Origin of the sequence: Streptomyces litchfieldiae (assembly GCF_031845365.1) — a bacterium.
Taxonomy (GTDB): Bacteria; Actinomycetota; Actinomycetes; order Streptomycetales; family Streptomycetaceae; genus Streptomyces; species Streptomyces litchfieldiae.
This window is the reverse complement of the sequence record NZ_JAVREL010000024.1, coordinates 86,272-104,191: the sequence shown is the minus strand read 5'-3', so window position 1 is coordinate 104,191 and position 17,920 is coordinate 86,272. Positions and strand designations below refer to the sequence as shown.

14 protein-coding genes, 1 tRNA gene, 1 pseudogene and 1 riboswitch are annotated in these 17,920 nt (G+C 71.6%); of the genes and pseudogenes, 13 read left to right on the top strand and 3 right to left on the bottom strand.

Features of this window, described 5'->3' with window-relative positions; translation table 11 throughout:
• The 3 genes and pseudogenes from RM590_RS30465 to RM590_RS30455 all read left to right on the top strand — a co-directional run.
• Window positions 1–786 (top strand): annotated as a pseudogene (locus tag RM590_RS30465) (SAM-dependent methyltransferase); the annotation flags it as partial.
• A gap of 87 nt (window positions 787–873) precedes the next feature.
• Window positions 874–1,416 carry a hypothetical protein gene (locus tag RM590_RS30460; RefSeq protein WP_311707992.1) on the top strand — a complete coding sequence of 181 codons (543 nt, stop codon included), beginning with the start codon at window positions 874–876 and terminating at the stop codon, window positions 1,414–1,416.
• Window positions 1,413–2,669, top strand: a complete 1,257-nt coding sequence (locus tag RM590_RS30455; protein ID WP_311707991.1) for a serine/threonine-protein kinase — start codon at window positions 1,413–1,415, stop codon at window positions 2,667–2,669. The genes RM590_RS30460 and RM590_RS30455 overlap by 4 nt, the downstream gene beginning before the upstream one ends.
• A gap of 26 nt (window positions 2,670–2,695) precedes the next feature.
• Here the strand turns inward: RM590_RS30455 and RM590_RS30450 are convergent.
• Both RM590_RS30450 and RM590_RS30445 read right to left on the bottom strand, forming a co-directional pair.
• Window positions 2,696–2,767: transfer RNA gene (locus RM590_RS30450), tRNA-Gln, on the bottom strand.
• A 29-nt stretch (window positions 2,768–2,796) separates the two neighbouring features.
• Window positions 2,797–3,618, bottom strand: a complete 822-nt coding sequence (locus tag RM590_RS30445; protein ID WP_311707990.1) for a hypothetical protein — start codon at window positions 3,616–3,618, stop codon at window positions 2,797–2,799.
• Window positions 3,619–3,771: 153 nt separating this feature from the next.
• On the opposite strand from RM590_RS30445, the gene RM590_RS30440 reads away from it, so the two are divergent.
• The 10 genes from RM590_RS30440 to RM590_RS30395 all read left to right on the top strand — a co-directional run bounded on the left by RM590_RS30440 (window position 3,772) and on the right by RM590_RS30395 (window position 15,288).
• Window positions 3,772–5,109: a sensor histidine kinase gene (locus RM590_RS30440; protein WP_311707989.1), complete on the top strand. Its 1,338-nt coding sequence runs from the start codon at window positions 3,772–3,774 to the stop codon at window positions 5,107–5,109.
• Window positions 5,102–6,328, top strand: a complete 1,227-nt coding sequence (locus RM590_RS30435) for a cytochrome P450 family protein (RefSeq protein WP_311707988.1) — start codon at window positions 5,102–5,104, stop codon at window positions 6,326–6,328. The genes RM590_RS30440 and RM590_RS30435 overlap by 8 nt, the downstream gene beginning before the upstream one ends.
• A 215-nt stretch (window positions 6,329–6,543) precedes the next feature.
• Entirely contained in the window at window positions 6,544–7,338 is a 795-nt protein-coding gene (locus tag RM590_RS30430) for a transglycosylase family protein (RefSeq protein ID WP_311707987.1), read from the top strand.
• Between the two features lie 319 nt (window positions 7,339–7,657).
• A riboswitch (cyclic di-AMP (ydaO/yuaA leader) is annotated at window positions 7,658–7,809 on the top strand.
• 3 nt (window positions 7,810–7,812) lie between these two features.
• Entirely contained in the window at window positions 7,813–8,463 is a 651-nt protein-coding gene (locus RM590_RS30425) for a LysM peptidoglycan-binding domain-containing protein (RefSeq protein WP_311707986.1), read from the top strand.
• Between the two features lie 205 nt (window positions 8,464–8,668).
• Entirely contained in the window at window positions 8,669–9,949 is a 1,281-nt protein-coding gene (eno, locus tag RM590_RS30420) for a phosphopyruvate hydratase (protein WP_311707985.1), read from the top strand.
• A gap of 69 nt (window positions 9,950–10,018) precedes the next feature.
• Window positions 10,019–10,531 carry an FtsB family cell division protein gene (locus tag RM590_RS30415; RefSeq protein ID WP_311707984.1) on the top strand — a complete coding sequence of 171 codons (513 nt, stop codon included), beginning with the start codon at window positions 10,019–10,021 and terminating at the stop codon, window positions 10,529–10,531.
• Between the two features lie 42 nt (window positions 10,532–10,573).
• A complete protein-coding gene (locus RM590_RS30410) occupies window positions 10,574–11,080 on the top strand; it encodes a DUF501 domain-containing protein (RefSeq protein ID WP_311707983.1) in 507 nt (168 codons plus the stop codon).
• Complete coding sequence (locus RM590_RS30405; RefSeq protein WP_311707982.1) at window positions 11,077–12,027, top strand: Ppx/GppA phosphatase family protein; 951 nt, start codon at window positions 11,077–11,079, stop codon at window positions 12,025–12,027. Before RM590_RS30410 ends, RM590_RS30405 begins: the two co-directional genes overlap by 4 nt.
• Before the next feature lie 329 nt (window positions 12,028–12,356).
• Window positions 12,357–13,778, top strand: a complete 1,422-nt coding sequence (locus RM590_RS30400) for an NAD(P)/FAD-dependent oxidoreductase (RefSeq protein WP_311707981.1) — start codon at window positions 12,357–12,359, stop codon at window positions 13,776–13,778.
• 202 nt (window positions 13,779–13,980) lie between these two features.
• On the top strand, window positions 13,981–15,288 hold the full coding sequence (locus tag RM590_RS30395) for a cyclopropane-fatty-acyl-phospholipid synthase family protein (protein ID WP_311707980.1): 1,308 nt from the start codon (window positions 13,981–13,983) through the stop codon (window positions 15,286–15,288).
• A 66-nt stretch (window positions 15,289–15,354) separates the two neighbouring features.
• Here RM590_RS30395 and RM590_RS30390 read toward each other — a convergent pair whose 3' ends face one another.
• A complete protein-coding gene (locus tag RM590_RS30390) occupies window positions 15,355–17,901 on the bottom strand; it encodes an ABC transporter permease (protein WP_311707979.1) in 2,547 nt (848 codons plus the stop codon).
• Window positions 17,902–17,920 lie beyond the last annotated feature (19 nt).

The window sequence follows — 17,920 nt, the reverse complement described above, 5'->3', positions numbered from 1 at the left end:
CGCAAACCCGGCCCCACCCCCACCCCCGACCCCCGACTCCTCGTCATCGACGCCGCCACCACCCACCGCCCCCCCGACCGCGGCCGACTCGACTGGACCACCCTGAACCGCACCATCCTCGACGCCTGGACCACATTCGACCGCGACGGCGACCTCCCCGAACAACCCGGCATCCACCGCTCACTGCCCGTCATCGACCTCCTCGACGACGAAGTCGACCTTGCCCCCGGCCGCCACCTCCCCCCACCCGCCGAAACCACCGGCACCGCCGCCCTCGCCACCGTCCACCAAAACCTGCGCAACACCCTCCGGCGCACCCACGACCTCGCCCCCGGACCCACCGCCCCCACCCAGGCAGACACCGACACCGCCCCCCACTGGTCCACCATCACCATCGGCGAACTCGCCCGCACCGGCGCCCTCGAAATCCACACCGCCACCACCCGAGTCATCACCGACCAGCCGGAGACCGAGCAACCCGACCGCCACACCTGCCTGCTACGCCCCGACCCCGAAGCCCTCGACCCCTGGTTCCTCGCCGGCTTCCTGCGCTCCACCGCCAACACCCGCCAAGCCAGCAGCTACGCCTCCACCGCCACCCGCATCGACGTCCGCCGCCTCAAAGTCCCCCGGCTCCCCCTCACCGCCCAACGCCGCTACGGCCGCCGCTTCCAAGACCTCGCCGCCTTCGAAACCGCCCTCCAACACGCCGCCGACCTCGGCCGCCAACTCATCCAAGGCACCGTCGACGGCCTCACCGACGGCACCCTGACCCCCGGCGACTGAACCGCACCCCCACCAATCCGGATATCATCCTTTCCCCAATACAGCGGAACGAACGGGCTCCAACGGAACCCGAGGGGGAGTGTGCTGATGTACGGCCCGCCACCCGCACAGGAACCCACGCTCCCGCACCCCCGCCCGCCGGCACACCCCCCGACAGACGCCAAAACCCTCATCGTCCGCTGGCTCTTCGCCCTCATCCCCATCGGCACCCTCGGCCTCCTCGCCTGGGTCCCCTCACTCCGCTTCGCCATCCTGCGCGGCCGCGGCATCGACTGGGCCGTCTTCGGGCTGTTCTGCTCCCTCACCGCCGGCGAAATCCTGCTCATCGCCTTCGTCCCCGACGACGAAAGCAACTACAGCGCCTTCGCCGGCTTCTACGCCCTCAGCTTCTTCATCGGCGCCACCATCCACGCCGTGCGCGCCGACCGCTTCCCCCGCCACCCACCCGCGCACCACCCCTACGCACACACCCCCGCGCCCGCACCCCCGCACGCCCACACACTCCCCACCGCACCGCTCCCCGCCGCGCCACAGGCTCCCGCGCCACAGCCCACCTCGCCGCGCATGCGCCAAGTCGCCTCCGAACTCGACGAACTCGGCGCCTACCTCCGCAAACAGGAGGGCAGATGACCGGCCGGCTCCTCGCCGGGCGCTACGAGCTCACCGAACCCCTCGGCAAAGGCGGCATGGGCGAAGTCTGGGCCGGCCACGACACCGCCCTCGGCGGCCGACGCGTCGCCGTCAAACTCCTCCACGCCGACCGGCTCGCCTCCCTCTCCGGCACCAACGACCCCGACGAACTGCGCCGCAGATTCCTCCGCGAAGCCCGCGTCACCGCCCGCATCGACCACCCCGGACTCGTCGCCGTCCACGACGCTGGCCAGGAAGGCGAGGAACTCTTCCTCGTCATGCAACTCGTCGACGGCTGCGACCTCGGCGACCACCTCGCCGAACACGACCCCTACCCCTGGCACTGGGCCATAGCCACCCTCGCCCAGCTCTGCTCGGCCCTCGCCGCCGTCCACGCCGTACGGATCATCCACCGCGACCTCAAACCCGGCAACGTCATGATCCGCCCCGACGGCCGCGTCACCATCCTGGACCTCGGCATCGCCGCCGTCCGCGGCGACGGCGAGGACACCCGCCTCACCCGCACCGGCACCCTCCTCGGCACACCCGTCTACATGGCCCCCGAACAAGCCGTCGGCGAACCCCCCGTCGGCCCCGCCGCCGACCTCTACGCACTCGGCGCCATCGGCTACGAACTCCTCACCGGACGCGTCCCCTTCACCGCACCCAACGCGGCCGGGCTCCTCTACAAGAAGCTGCACGAAGAGCCCGTTCCACTCGCCCACCTGCGCCCCGACGCCCCCGCCGGCCTCACCGCGCTGATCGCCCGGCTGCTGCACCGGGACCCCGCCGCGCGGCCGGCCGACGCGCACCAGGTGTTCGCCGCCCTCACCCCGCTACTGCCGCCCGCACCGCCCCACGCCGAGGCGGTCCCGATGGACCCCACGCGCCCGTTCTGGCACCCCCTGACCCCCTGGCCCGCCCCCCGCCACCGGGAGCCGGACCTGGCCGATGCCCTGGAGCGGATCAAACAACTGCTCGCCCTCGGCCAGTACCCGCAGGTCGCCGACCTCCTCAGCCGCACCCTGCCGCTGGCCGTGGCGCGTTACGGCGACGCCTCCCCGATCGTGCGCAGCCTGCGCAAGCAGTACGCGGCGACGCTGCTGGACCTGGGCCACTACGCCCACGCGCTGCCGGAAATCCAGCGCCTGGCCCACGAGTTCACGCTGGAACGGGGCCCCTACGACGCGGTGGTGCTGCAACTGCGGGCGGATGAGCAGCTCTGCCTGCGGCAGTTGGGCCACACGGTCTGAAGTCGTGTGGCCCTCGGCAAAAGGGGCTCCCCTGCCAGGACTCGAACCTGGACATACGACTCCAAAGGACGCAGTGCTGCCTATTACACCACAGGGGATGGCAAATCGGACAAAGCGCCCTGGTGGGTCACGAGGCCCGATCGACACCCAACACTATGCCAGTCCACCAGCCCTCGATGCGACGGTAAAGATCGGCCCCGTTCAGTACACGCACGATCAGACAGCCGCGATAGCCGTCTCCCACGTTCTTCCGGACGGTCCGGGGGTTGTGCTTCTTCAGCGTGGTCTTGCCGAACTGCGCCGGCTCCGCGCCCGTGAGCTCCGCCCAGTACCGCTCGGCCGCCGTCACGTCCGCCGACTCATGGATCTGGACCGAGAACCGGAGGCGCTCCCGTTCGACACCGAGGAGCCGCAGCCAGGCCAGATACACGGTGATCATGTCCGGGTCGCTGTTGATGAAGGCGACGATCTCGCGCACGGCGTGCGGCTTGCTCTTCGATCCTTCCGACCAGTAGAGCCCGACCCCGATCAGGAACAGCTCCCGGTCACTGAGGCGGCCGACCTCGGCCTGGGCGACAAGGGTGGTGGCGCGGCGCCGGAGCGCCTGTTCCCTGCGGTGCGGGGCCCAGCGCGCTTCCGCCATCCGGCGGGCGCGTTCGGGGGAGGTGGTGGGCTTCGGCAGGTCGCGGACCCAGAGTGAGACGGAGCTCTTGGCGACGCCCAGTTCGGCGACGATCTCGTCGTAGGTCTTCCCGGCGGTCCGCAGCGCGCGTGCCTGTGTCCGCAGGTCATCCTTCGCGTTGGGCCGCTTTGTCCAGGCGGCCGGTGGTTCGCCCGCGAGTAGCGGGGTGAGGGAGCCGGTGCTGCGGAGTCCCAGCCGGGCGGCGATTTCTCTTTTGCTCAGCCCTTGGTGGCGGAGGGTGATGGCTTGGTCGCGGAGTTCGTCCATGAGGGGATGATCGCTGGGTGGGGGTGGGGGGTGGGTCGAATCGGGGAGCGATTCAATAGTTCGAGTGAGGGGGGGAACGCTGGGTTGTCCCGTTGCGTGACCTCCTGGCAGCCCGACTGAAAACGGGTGGATCTCGCCCGTAGTCTGGTGATTATGAATGCGACGGGGGCGGCGGCCACGGCGGAGCGGGGCTTCGAGCTGTGGTGGTGGACGCGGCGGCGCAGCGTGGCGTTGGACGGTGGGTTGGCGCTGGCCTCGGCGGTGGAGTGTGCGCTTCGGGGGGTGGCGTTCGCGGACCGGACGGGGTTGCCGGTGTGGCTGGTGGTGGTTCCGGGGGCGCTGGCGGGGTTGATGCTGATTGTTCGGCGTCGCTGGCCGTTGGCGGTGGTTTTGGTGTCGGTGGCGGTGCTGCCGGCGAATATGGGGGGGATGCTGGCCCTGGTGGGGCTGTACACGCTGGCGACGACGGAGGCGCCGCGGCGGATCATCGGCGCGGTGGCGTGTATGGAGGGCGTCGGGGCGATCATTGTGATGTTCCTGTTGCTGGACCAGGATCCGGGGTTGCGGGAGCAGTCGTTGCCGGTGTGGTTCCGGCCGTTGATGTCGGTGTTGTTCGGGGTGGCGTGTGTGGTGCCGCCGGTGTTGCTGGGCATGTATGTGCGGGCGCGGCGGCGGTTGGTGGAGTCGTTGCGGGATCGGGCGCATGGTTTGGAGCGGGAGCTGTCGTTGTTGGCGGAGCGCGCGGAGGAGCGTGCGGAGTGGGCGCGAGGTGAGGAGCGGCGGCGGATCGCGCGGGAGATGCATGACGTGGTGGCGCATCGGGTGAGTTTGATGGTGGTGCATGCGGCGGCGTTGCAGGCGGTGGCGGCGAAGGATCCGGAGAAGGCGGCGCGGAATGCGGCGTTGATCGGGGATATGGGTCGGCAGGCGTTGACGGAGTTGCGGACGATGTTGGGGGTGTTGCGGGCGGGGGAGTCGGGGTCGTCGGGTGGTGAGGGGTCGGATGCGCCGTCGCGGTTGGCGGAGATCGTGGCGGTGGGTGCCTCTTCGGCGCCGGCGAGGGTCCGGCGGGAGCAGGTGGAGGAGCGGGGGCCGTCGTTGACGGAGGTGGCGGTGTTGGTGGATCAGTCGCGGGCGGCGGGGATGTCGGTGGATCTTGCGGTGGAGGGGGAGCCGCGGGGTTATGCGGAGCAGGTGGAGTCGACGGCGTATCGGGTGGTTCAGGAGGCGTTGACGAACGTGCACAAGCATGCGGCGGGTGCGGCGGCGGAGGTGCGGTTGGCGCATCGGGAGGGTGAGGTGGCGGTGCTGGTGCAGAACGAGGCGCCGGTGGGTGGTGGTGGTGCGCGGTTGCCGAGTGGGGGGAATGGGCTGGTGGGGATGCGGGAGCGGGTGACGGCGTTGGGTGGGGGGTTTGTGTCGGGGCCGACGGACAGTGGTGGTTTTCGGGTGTCGGCGGTGATTCCGGACCGGCGGTCGGCGCGTGGGTGAGCGGCCGGCGCTGTTCGGCGAGGGGTTCGCGGCGGATCCGTATCCGGCGTACGCGTGGTTGCGGGAGAACGCGCCGGTGTATCGGGCGGTGTTGCCGAGTGGGGTGTCGGCGTGGTTGGTGACGCGGTATGCGGATGCCCGGCGGGCGTTGGCGGATCCGCGGTTGAGCAAGGATCCGGGGCGGCATCGGGCGGCGGAGCACGCGTCGGGCCGGGTGGGGATTCCGGGGGAGCGTGGTGCAAATGTGATGACGCATCTGCTGAATATTGATCCGCCGGATCACACGCGGTTGCGGCGGTTGGTGTCGAAGGCGTTCACGCCGCGGCGGGTGGCGGAGTTCGGGCCGCGGGTGCGGGAGTTGTGCGATGGGTTGGTGGATGGGTTCGCGGGTCGGGGTGCGGCGGATCTGATTGACGAGTTTGCGTTTCCGCTGCCGATTTACGCGATTTGTGATTTGTTGGGGGTGCCGGCGGAGGATCAGGAGGACTTCCGGCGGTGGGCGGGGATGATGCTGCACACGGCGGGGAAGCGCGGTGGGGTGGGGCGTGCGGTGCGGCGGATGCGGTCGTATTTGGGGGAGTTGATTCATCGGAAGCGGGGTGAGTTGGGGGATGACCTGATTTCGGGGCTGATCCGGGCGTCGGATCATGGGGAGCAGTTGTCGGAGGAGGAGGCCGCGGCGATGGCGTTCATTCTGCTGTTCGCGGGCTTCGAGACGACGGTGAATCTCATTGGCAACGGGATGCTGGCGTTGTTGCGGAATCCGGGTGAGCTGGGGCGGTTGCGGGCGGGGGTGCTGGCGGGGGATGAGGGGTTGCTGGCGTCGGCGGTGGAGGAGTTGTTGCGGTTCGACGGGCCGGTGGAGTTGGCGACGTGGCGGTTCGCGAGTGAGCCGTTGACGCTGGGGGGTGCGCGGGTGGGGCGGGGGGATCCGGTGCTGGTGGTGCTGGCGGCGGCGGATCGGGATCCGGAGCGGTTCGCGGCGCCGGATGTGCTGGATCTGGGGCGGGTGGACAATCCGCATCTGGGGTATGGGCACGGGATTCATTACTGTCTGGGGGCGCCGTTGGCGCGGCTGGAGGCGCGGACGGCGTTGGGTGTGTTGTTGCGGAGGCTGCCTGACGTGCGACTGGCTGTCGATCCGGGGGAGTTGAGGTGGCGGGGTGGGCTGATCATGCGGGGGCTGCGCTCACTGCCGGTGGAGTTCGGGCCCGAGTGATGACGGCGCGTCACCGGTGTGATCTGCGTGTGATCTCCATGGGATCGGCTTGTGATCGTGTGTGGGGAGGGCTAGGTTCCCCCTCAACCGCATCACTGTTCGCTTGGGAGGCCCATCAGATGCGCTCCGGGACTGGTCGTCATCGTCGTCCGCGACAGGCTCCGGCCTTTATTGTCGCCGCGGGCGTCACGGGCGCGGGGATCGCGCTGCCGTTGATGAGCGCGGGATCGGCGCAGGCGGTGGGGGACGAGACGTGGGACAGGGCCGCCGAGTGCGAGAGCGGCGGGGTGTGGAGTGCGAACACCGGCAATGGCTATTTCGGTGGTCTTCAGTTGACGCTGGGCATGTGGGAGGAGTACGGCGGGCTGGAGTTCGCGGCGCGGCCGGATCTGGCCAGCCGGGCGCAGCAGATTTCGGTGGCGGAGCGGATTCTGGAGGATTTGGGCAAGGAGGCGTTCCCGGCGTGCGGGGTGCTGTCGGGTTTGTGGCAGGAGTTCCGGGAGGAGCGCGGGGACGAGGTGGACCGCGCGGAGGAGGCCGAGGAGGCGCAGGCCGAGGAGGAGATCGGCGGCGCGGAGGAGTCGGCGGCGCCGGAGGCGGGGGCGGGCGAGGAGGAGGCGGGGCCGGCCGGGCCGGCGGAGAAGGAGCCGGAGGGGTCGGCCGGGGAGCCGGATCCGTTGCCGTGGGAGCGGCCGGAGGAGGCGCCGGCGGAGACGCCGGAGGCGGGCGGGGGGCTGCCGGAGGGGGAGCGCGCGGAGTCGTCGGGGAGCGGGCGGCACCGGGGTGAGCCGGACCCGGCGGAGGCGGAGAGGGCGGGTGAGGCGGGTGAGGGGAGGCACGCGGAACGCCATGAGGTCCGGCGGGGGGACACGTTGTCCGCCATCGCGGTGGAGTACGGGGTGCCGGGGGGTTGGCCGGCTCTCTACGCGATGAACGAAACGGTCATAGGTGATGATCCGGACTACATACTCCCGGGTCAGGAGCTGGACTTGACGGTTACGGGCCGTTAGGGGCCGGTCCGCCGGAGCTATTTCACTTCATGCCAAGTGTGACCATCATCTCCTTGTTTCCCGGGAGTGCCCGACTCGTCCGCCCTGTCTCTCCCGTCACTGACCTGCACTGATGTCCCTTTTGGTGCGTCAAGGGCCGCCACGCCGACGATCTTCTTCGTTCTTGAATCGTTAGCTGGCCTGTGTTTAGTGTCCCTCCGCCCGGCTCTCATGTCGGGCACCGAGGCCGTAACGCCGAATCCTGCCGCCGGCCGAGGGGACCACCATCGCGCACCACCGCAGGCAGGAGCGGGGGACCCAGACCACGACCCGGCGCACCACGAGCACCGGGCCGCGGACGCCGCGGCGGACCGTTCACCGGTCCGTAGGCGGCTTGGGGTGAAGCCCCGAGGGCCGCGAGGCTCCCGGGGCCGGGCAACTCACCTGACCCGAACCCGACAGCTCACCTCGCAGGCGTCGGTGAGAAGGAACGTCATGCTGTTCACGGGCAAGGGCCGTCACCGCCGTCCGTCCAAACCGACCCGGTTCGCCGCGGCCGCCACCGTCACCGGTGCCGCGGTCGCCATCCCGTTCATCGGCGCCACCGGCGCCAGCGCCGCCTCCGTCGAGACCTGGGACGCCGTCGCCCAGTGCGAGTCCGGCGGGGACTGGTCCATCAACACCGGCAACGGCTTCTACGGCGGCCTCCAGTTCACCCAGTCGAGCTGGGAGGCGGCCGGCGGCACCCAGTACGCGGCGCGCGCCGACCAGGCCACCAAGGAGCAGCAGATCGCCACCGCCGAGCAGCTCCTCGCCATGCAGGGCCCGGGCGCCTGGCCCGTCTGCGGCGCGCAGGCCGGCCTGTCCGCCGGCGGCCCGGCCGCCGAGGTGGACACCAGCGGCTCCGCCGCGACCGAGGAGCCCGCGGAGGAGGCCCCGGCTCCCGAGGCCCCCGCCGAGGAGGCTCCCGCGCCCGAGGCTCCGGCCCCGAGCTCCGGCGGCGACTACACCGTCCGGTCCGGCGACACCCTCTCCGGCATCGCCGAGGAGCACGACACCACCTGGCAGCAGCTCTACGCCGACAACGCCCGGGTCATCGGCGACGACCCGGACCTGATCATCCCCGGCCAGGAGCTCAGCCTCTGACCGAAGTGCCCCGGTGCGGGCGGCCCGCCCGCACCGGGTTTTCTTCACCTTGTAAACAAAAAGATGAGACCCGCTCTGAGCAGGGTTTTTGGCCCCGCTTCAGACTCTGACGGCGAGCTGACGGGCGGTGCCGGTCCGGAAGGCGGTTAGGCTCAGAGGGCTTAAGACGCCAACTGAAGAACCACTCGGACCTAAGGAGAACCTCGTGCCGTCCATCGACGTCGTCGTAGCCCGCGAGATCCTTGACTCGCGAGGCAATCCCACGGTCGAGGTCGAGGTCGGCCTCGACGACGGCAGCACCGGCCGCGCCGCGGTGCCCTCCGGGGCGTCCACCGGCGCCTTCGAGGCGCTGGAGCTGCGCGACGGGGACCAGAGCCGTTACCTCGGCAAGGGCGTGGAGAAGGCCGTTCTCGCCGTCATCGAGCAGATCGGCCCCGAGCTGGTCGGCTACGACGCCACCGAGCAGCGGCTGATCGACCAGGCGATGTTCGACCTGGACGCCACCGCCGACAAGTCCTCGCTGGGCGCCAACGCCATCCTGGGCGTTTCCCTGGCCGTCGCGCACGCCGCCTCGGAGTCCCGCGATCTGCCGCTCTTCCGCTACCTCGGCGGGCCGAACGCGCACCAGCTTCCGGTCCCGATGATGAACATTCTGAACGGCGGCGCGCACGCCGACTCCAACGTGGACATCCAGGAGTTCATGATCGCGCCGATCGGCGCGGAGTCCTTCTCCGAGGCCGTGCGCTGGGGCGCCGAGACCTACCACACCCTCAAGAAGGTGCTGAAGGAGCGCGGCCTGGGCACCGGGCTGGGCGACGAGGGCGGCTTCGCGCCGAACCTCTCCTCCAACCGCGAGGCGCTGGACCTGATCGTCGAGGCGATCCAGAAGGCCGGTTACACCCCCGGCCAGGACATCGCGCTCGCCCTGGACGTCGCCGCCACCGAGTTCTACTCGGAGGGCGCCTACACCTTCGAGGGCAAGTCCTACAGCGCGCAGGAGCTCACCGCGTACTACGCCGAGCTCGTCGCGGCCTACCCGCTGGTGTCCATCGAGGACCCGCTGAGCGAGGAGGACTGGGAGGGCTGGCAGGCGCTGACCGCCGAGCTCGGCGGCAAGGTGCAGATCGTCGGCGACGACCTGTTCGTCACCAACCCCGAGCGGCTCCAGCGCGGCATCGACTCCGGCGCGGCCAACGCCCTGCTGGTGAAGGTGAACCAGATCGGCTCGCTCACCGAGACCCTGGACGCCGTCGAGCTGGCCCAGCGCAACGGCTTCAAGTGCATGATGTCCCACCGCTCCGGCGAGACCGAGGACGTCACGATCGCCGACCTGGCCGTCGCCACCAACTGCGGCCAGATCAAGACCGGTGCGCCCGCCCGTTCCGAGCGGGTCGCCAAGTACAACCAGCTCATGCGGATCGAGGAGATCCTCGACGACGCCGCGGTGTACGCCGGACGCAGCGCGTTCCCGCGCTTCCGCGGCTGACACCGGCCATGTGCCCCCGTCCCCGCCATCCGTCCCGTACGGTGGCGGGGACAGCCATGGGGACAGGCGATGCGCGAACGAGGAGGCGACGTGGCCGGTGACCGGGACCGGTTCTCCACCGCCACCAGGCTCAGGGCGCTGGGCGAGCAGGCCGCGGCCCGCGTGTACCGCGCGCAGAACCGGCGGCTGCGCCGCCCGCCGCGCCGCAGCCGCCTCACCGGCCGCGCCGCCGTCCTCGCCCTCGTGGTCTGCTCGTTGATCGTCGCCCTGGCCTATCCGCTGCGCCAGTACATCCAGCAGCGCGCGGAGATCGACGACATGCGGCGGCAGGGCGAGCTGGAACGGGAGCGGGTCGAGGAGCTGCGGGACCAGAAGGCGCGCTGGCAGGACCCCTCCTATGTGGAGCGGCAGGCCCGCGAGCGGCTGAACTACCTGCGGCCCGGCGAGACCGGCTACATCCTGCCCGAGGAGCCGGGCGGTCAGGACGAGGACGACGACCGCCGCACCAGCGGCGCCCCGGCCGCCCGTCCCTGGTACGAGAGCCTGTGGGACGGTGTGGACCGGGCCGACCGGACGCAGTAGCCGACCGGCCGCAACACCCATACCCGCGAAGAGAGTTCATCCGTGGATACGCCAACTCCGGCCGATGTCGCCGCCGTCCGGGAGCAGCTCGGGCGCCCGCCGCGCGGCCTGCGCGCCGTCGCGCACCGCTGCCCGTGCGGCAACCCGGACGTCGTCGAGACGGCCCCCCGTCTGCCGGACGGCACGCCGTTCCCGACGACCTACTACCTGACCTGTCCGCGCGCCGCCTCCGCCATCGGCACCCTGGAGGCGGAGGGCGTGATGAAGGAGATGACCGCCCGGCTGGCCGAGGACCCCGAACTGGCCGCCGCCTACCGCGCCGCGCACGAGGACTACCTCGCGCGCCGGGACGCCATCGAGGTGCTGCCCGGCTTCCCCAGCGCGGGCGGCATGCCCGACCGGGTCAAGTGCCTGCATGTGCTGGTCGCCCACGCGCTGGCGGCCGGCCCCGGGGTCAACCCGCTGGGCGACGAGGCGCTGGCCATGCTGCCCGAGTGGTGGCGCAAGGGCCCCTGCGTGGGGGCCGGTCCGGAAGGGGACGAGGCATGACGGCAGCCGCCGCGATCGACTGCGGCACCAACTCCATCCGCCTGCTGATCGGCGACGCCGACCCGGCCACCGGGCGGCTGACCGACCTGGACCGGCGCATGGAGATCGTGCGGCTGGGGCAGAGCGTCGACCGCACCGGCCGGCTGGCCCCCGAGGCGCTGGAACGCACCTTCGCCGCCTGTCGCCAGTACGCCGTGGCCATCGCGGACCACGGCATCACCCCGGACCGGATCCGGTTCGTCGCCACCTCCGCGTCCCGCGACGCGGAGAACCGCGACGACTTCACGCGCGGCGTGAAGGACATCCTCGGCATCGTGCCCGAGGTGATCAGCGGCGACGAGGAGGCCCAGCTCTCCTTCACCGGCGCCACCCGGGAGCTGGCCGGGCACCCCGAGGCGCGGCCGCCGTTCCTGGTCGTCGACATCGGCGGCGGCTCCACCGAGTTCGTGCTCGGCGACGCCGCGGTGACCGCCGCCCGCAGCGTCGACATCGGCTGCGTCCGCCTCACCGAGCGGCACCTGCTGCGCGACGGCCGGCTCACCGACCCGCCCGCGGCCGAGCAGATCGCCGCCCTGGGCGCGGACATCGACGCCGCGCTGGACCTGGCCGCCGAACGCGTGCCGCTGGCCGGGGCGGGCACCCTGGTCGGCCTGGCCGGCTCCGTCACCACCCTCGCCGGGATCGCGCTGGAGCTGCCCGCCTACGACTCGGCCGCCATCCACCACTCCCGCCTCACCGCGGCCCGGGTCGCCGAGATCACCACGCGGCTGCTGACCGCCGACCACGCCGAACGGGCCGCGATCCCCGTCATGCACCCCGGCCGGGTGGATGTCATCGGTGCCGGCGCGCTGATCCTGCACAAGATCGTGGAACGCACCGGCGTGCGGGAAGTCGTGGTCAGCGAGCACGACATCCTCGACGGAATCCTCTTCACCGCGGCCTCGTAGGGGGCCGTCGGCGACCGCCGAAGTCGCCCGGCGACCCCGGGAAAACAGACCTCGTGAAGTTTTTCACATGATGCGGGCCCGCCGCGGGCCCCAGGGGCGGCCGGGCGGCCCCCCGGCGCCCGTTCCGGGGGATTCGGGGCGCCACCGGCGCGCCGCGGGCGCCGCCGGGACCGCCGGGCGCCACCCCCGCCACCTGGGCCGTTGCCCGGAAACGGGGTGCGGGACCCGTCCCGTTCCCGAAGAAAGGGGCGCAGTGTAGCAGAATGCCCCACCATGCTTGTGAAGCCCCTCACGAGCCCCCCTTTAGACCCGGGTGGATACTCGATGGCATGAGCACCACGGAGCGTCCCCGAATTCTCGTCGTTGGTGGCGGGTACGTCGGACTGTACGCAGCCCGCCGCATCCTGAAGAAGATGCGCTACGGCGAGGCAACCGTCACCGTCGTCGACCCGCGTTCGTACATGACCTACCAGCCCTTCCTCCCCGAGGCCGCGGCCGGCAGCATCTCCCCGCGCCACGTCGTGGTGCCGCTGCGGCGTGTGCTGCCCAAGGCCGAGGTCCTCACCGGCCGGGTCACCTCCATCGATCAGGACCGCAAGGTCGCCTCCGTCGCGCCGCTCGTCGGCCAGCCGTACGAGGTGCCCTTCGACTACCTGGTGGTGGCCCTCGGCGCGGTCTCCCGCACCTTCCCGATCCCCGGCCTCGCCGAGCAGGGCATCGGCATGAAGGGTGTCGAGGAGGCGATCGGGCTGCGGAACCACGTGCTGGAGCAGCTCGACAAGGCTGACTCCACGACCGATGAGGACGCCCGCCGCAAGGCGCTGACGTTCGTCTTCGTGGGCGGCGGCTTCGCCGGCGCGGAGACCATCGGCGAGGTCGAGGACATGGCGCGCGACGCCGCCAAGTACTACCCGAGCGTCAAGCGCGAGGACATGCGGTTCGTCCTCGTCGACGTGGCCGACAAGATCCTGCCCGAGGTGGGCCCGAAGCTCGGCGAGTGGGGTCTGGAGCACCTTCAGAAGCGCGGCATCGAGGTGCACCTCAAGACCTCGGTCGTCTCCTGCGTGGACGGCCACGTGGTGCTGAGCAACGACGTGACCGCCGACTCGAACACCATCGTGTGGACGGCGGGCGTCAAGCCCAACCCGGCGCTGGCCCGCTTCGGACTGCCGCTCGGCCCGCGCGGGCACGTGGACACCCTGCCGACCCTCCAGGTCAACGGCACCGACTACATCTGGTCGGCCGGCGACAACGCCCAGGTCCCGGACCTGGCGGCCCGCGCGGCCGGCCAGGAGAACGCCTGGTGCCCGCCGAACGCCCAGCACGCGCTGCGCCAGGCCAAGGTCCTGGGCGACAACGTGATCTCCGGGCTCCGCGGCTTCCCGCAGAAGGAGTACAAGCACGCCAGCATGGGCGCGGTGGCCGGGCTCGGCCTCCGCAAGGGCGTGGCCATGATCAAGCTGGGCAAGCTGACCTTCCGCTTCCGCGGCCGGCTCGGCTGGTATCTGCACCGCGGCTACCACGGCATGGCCGTACCCACCTGGAACCGCAAGATCCGGGTGTTCGCCGACTGGACGCTGGCGCTGTTCCTCAAGCGCGAGGTCGTCTCGCTGGGCGCCATGGAGCACCCGCGCGAGGAGTTCTACGAGGCGGCGGCCCCGGTCACCGCGGCGGCGGCCAAGAAGCCGGACGCGGCGGCCGGCGCCGGCCGGCCGGAGCAGTCGGCCAAGCCGACGGCGAAGGCGAGCTGACAGGCACGTTCCGAGAGGGGCGGGCGGCCACCGGGCCACCCGCCCCTTTTTCGTCTGCGCGCCTCCTGCGCCGGGCGGGGTCGCGACGGGTAAGCGGAAACCGGGAAATGAGGGAATTCCGCGCCCGAATGAGGGCGTTCCATCAAGCCTAGGTGCCAAGGTTGATGAGGATGATTGTCCTCATTCCAGGAGGTGTGTCCGCATGGCCGTCGCCCCTCGGCTCGCCGCGCTCGTCGAGCAGTCCCTCGGTATGCCGTTGCCCGTCCGCCTCCGGGCGTGGGACGGCAGCGAGACCGGACCACCGGACGGGCCGGTGCTGGTCGTGCGGCACCGGCGGGCGCTGCGCCGGCTGCTGTTCAAGCCGGGCGAACTCGGCCTGGCCCGGGCCTGGGTCGCCGGCGAGCTGGACGTCGAGGGCGACCTGTACGCGGCGCTCCGGGTGCTGCTGGAGCCCATCCAGTCCGGCCGGCCCGTCCCCGCGCGGGAAAAGCTGGCCATGGGCCGGGAGTTGCTGCGGCTGGCCGGCCGGTCGCTGCCGGTGCCGCCGCCCCCGCCCCGCGAGGAGGTGCGCCGGCGCACCGGCCCGCTGCACTCCCAGCGCCGGGACCGGGCGGCCATCAGTCACCACTACGACGTCGGCAACGAGTTCTACGAGCTGGTCCTGGGCCCGTCCATGGTCTACTCGTGCGCCCTGTGGAGCCCGGACACCGGTGACCTGGCCGAGGCGCAGGCGGCCAAGCTCGACCTGATCTGCCGCAAGCTGGGCCTGCGCCCGGACCAGCGGCTGCTCGACGTCGGCTGCGGCTGGGGGTCGATGGTCCTGCACGCGGCCCGGCACTACGGGGTGCGGGCCGTCGGCATCACGCTCTCCGAGGAGCAGGCCGCCCACGCCCGGGAGCGGGTGGCCAAGGAGCACCTGGAGGACCGTGTCGAGATCCGGGTGCAGGACTACCGCGAGACGGCCGACGGCCCGTTCGACGCCATCTCCTCGATCGGCATGGCCGAGCACGTGGGCGCCGCCCGCTACCGCGAGTACACCGACCGGCTGTTCGCCCTGCTGCGGCCGGGCGGCCGGCTGCTCAACCACCAGATCGCCCGCCGCCCGCTGCCGGACGAGAAGAGCTACCGGGTGGACCCGTTCATCGACGCCTATGTCTTCCCCGACGGCGAGCTGGCCCCGGTCGGCCGCACCGTGTCGCTGCTGGAGCGGTCCGGCTTCGAGGTGCGGGACGTGGAGTCCCTGCGCGAACACTACGCCCTGACGCTGCGCCAGTGGGTGGCCAATCTGGAACGGAACTGGGCCGAGGCCGTCCGGCTCACCGGCCCCGGCCGCGCCCGGGTGTGGCGCCTCTACATGGCGGCCTCCGCGCTGGCGTTCGAACGCGGCGGCATCGGCGTCAACCAGATCCTGGCCGTTCGCCCGGTGGCGACCGGCGCGTCGGTGCTGCCGCTGCGCCCCCGCGCCTGGGTGGAGACGGCGGACGACCGCGGCCATGAGCTGCGCGCCTGAGCCGCGCCGCCTGAGCCATGCGCGGGCCGGGTCCCGGCTCCCCGGGGTCCGGCCCGCGCGCCGCGGTCAGTCGGCCTTGATCGCCGCGAGCATGTTGAGCCGGGCCGCGCGGCGGGCCGGCCACAGCGCGGCCAGGATCCCGACCAGCGCGGCCAGGGTCAGGAAGACCGCCATCCGGCTCCAGGGCAGGACGAGTTCGAACGTGCTCAGGTAGCCGCTCAGCAGCTCGCCGACCGCCCAGCCGAAGAACACGCCGAGGCCGACGCCCAGCACCCCGCCGAACAGCGCGATCACCACCGACTCCAGCCGCACCATCCGCTTGGTGGACCGGCGGTCCAGGCCGATGGCGCGCAGCATCCCTATCTCCTGGCGGCGTTCGAAGACGGACATCGCCAGGGTGTTGATGACGCCGAGCACGGCCACGACGATCGCCATGGCGAGCAGCCCGTAGAGCATGTTCAGCAGGAGGGTGAACATGAAGGCGATGTCCTCGGAGATGTCCTCCTTGTCCTGGACCTGGATCGCCGGGTTGTCGCCGAGGGCCGCCTCCAGCGCCGACCGCGTCGCCTCACCGGCGCCGTCCGCGGTGCGCAGCATCACCTGGAAGTCCTGGACGCGCTCCATGTGCGGGTCGAGCGCGGCGCTGTCGAGCATGACGCCGCGGATCATCTCGTTGCCCTCGTAGAGGCCCGTGATGGTCAGGCTGCCGGTCGCGCCGTCCTCGTAGGTGACGGGGAAGGTGTCGCCGACCGTCCAGCCGAAGTCCTCGGCGGTGTCGGTGTCCACCACCGCGTTCTCGCCGCCGAGCCCGGCCCAGGAGCCGGCGGTGAAGTCCACGTTGACCAGCTCGTCGATGGACTCGCCGTCGACGCCGGTGAGATACGCGGTGTCGGGGTCGCCGTCGAGCAGCGCGGGGGAGCTGCGCAGCCCGGTGATGGCGGTGACCTCGGGCTGCTCCGCCAGCGTCGTCGCGACGTCGGGTGACAGCGGCGCGAAGTTCGCCATGGAGACCACGTAGTCCGAGGTCAGCGACTCGGTGGCCATCTTGTCGACACTCTTGGCCATCGAGTCGGCGATCACGGTGATGCCCGTGATCAGCGTGAGCCCGATCATCAGCGCGGAGGCGGTGGCGGCGGTCCGGCGCGGGTTGCGCACCGCGTTGAGCCGGGCGAGCTTGCCGGAGACGCCCGCCACGCGCAGCAGCGGCGCGGCGGCGGCGATGACCGGGCGGGACAGCAGGGGCGTCAGGACGAACACCCCGATCACCAGCAGTCCGGCGCCCAGGCCCATCGTGGTGCCCTTGTCGTCGGAGCCGGTGCCCGCGATCACCAGGGCGGCGCCGGCGCCGGCGAAGAGTGCGCCGATCGTGTTCCGCAGGAGCAGGCCGCGGGTGGTGGGGGCGGCGTGCACGCTGTTCATGGCGGCGACCGGCGGGATCTTGGCGGCGCGGCGGGCGGGCAGGTACGCGGCGAGCACGGTCACGCCGACGCCGACGGCCAGCGAGGCGAGCACGGCGGACCCGCCGATGATCAGCGGCCCGTCGGGGATGGTGATGTCGAACGCGTTCATCAGCGAGCGCAGGCCGGCGGCGATGCCGATGCCCGTGCCGAACCCGGCCAGCCCGGCGACCGTGCCCACGGCCAGCGCCTCGATCAGCACCGAACGCGTCACCTGGCGGCGGCTGGCGCCCACCGCGCGCAGCAGCGCGAGCTCCCGGGTGCGCTGGGCGACGAGCATGGTGAACGTGTTGGCGATGATGAACACGCCGACGAACAGGGAGATGCCGGCGAACGCGAGCAGCGCCGTGCGCATGCCGCTGGTCGCCTGCTCGATCTCCCGGGCCTGGTTGTCCGCGAGCCGTTGCCCGGTGACGGCCTCGGCGTCGGCCGGGACCAGCGGGGCGACCGCGTCCTTCAGCTCGTCCTGCGAGGTGCCGTCGGCGGCCCGGAGCGTGATCCGGGTGTACTCGCCGGGCGCGGTGTAGAGCTGCTGCGCGGTGGCGGTGTCGAAGAGGACGAGGGAGCCGCCGGCGGCCACCGAGCCGTCCTCGGTGGTGAAGATGCCGGTGATCGTCTCCTCGCGGACGGGGCCGTCCACGGAGACCCGCGCGGTGTCGCCGACCCGGTAGCCGGAGCGTTCCGCGGTGGCGGCGTCGATCGCTATCTCGCCGCCGGTCCGGGGCGCGCGGCCCTCGGCCATGGGGTAGCGCTCGTCGGTGCCCGTTTCGTCCGGGCCCGCGTAGTAGTTGGCGCCGCTGGTGTCCCAGCCGTCGCCGACGAGGTCGCCGTCCGGGCCGGCCAGGGCGGCGAACCCGGAGACCTCGCCGGTGACGGAGGCGACGCCGGGCAGCGCGCCGGCCGCGTCGAGCAGGTCCTGGGGGAGGTTCGCCGGGTCGCCGGGTGTGGACTCGACGGCGTCGCTGTCGTCGTCGGGCTGGACGGCGACATCGACGTGGGTGAGCCCCTCCTGCGAACTGCGCTGGAATGCCTCGGAGATGGTGGCCGTGAAGACCAGCGTGCCGGAGACGAACGCGACGCCGAGCAGCACGGCGAGGGTGGTCATGAGCAGCCTGGCCTTGTGCGCGAGCACGTTGCGCAGGGCGGTTCTGAGCATGGGAGCACCTGAGGGTGTG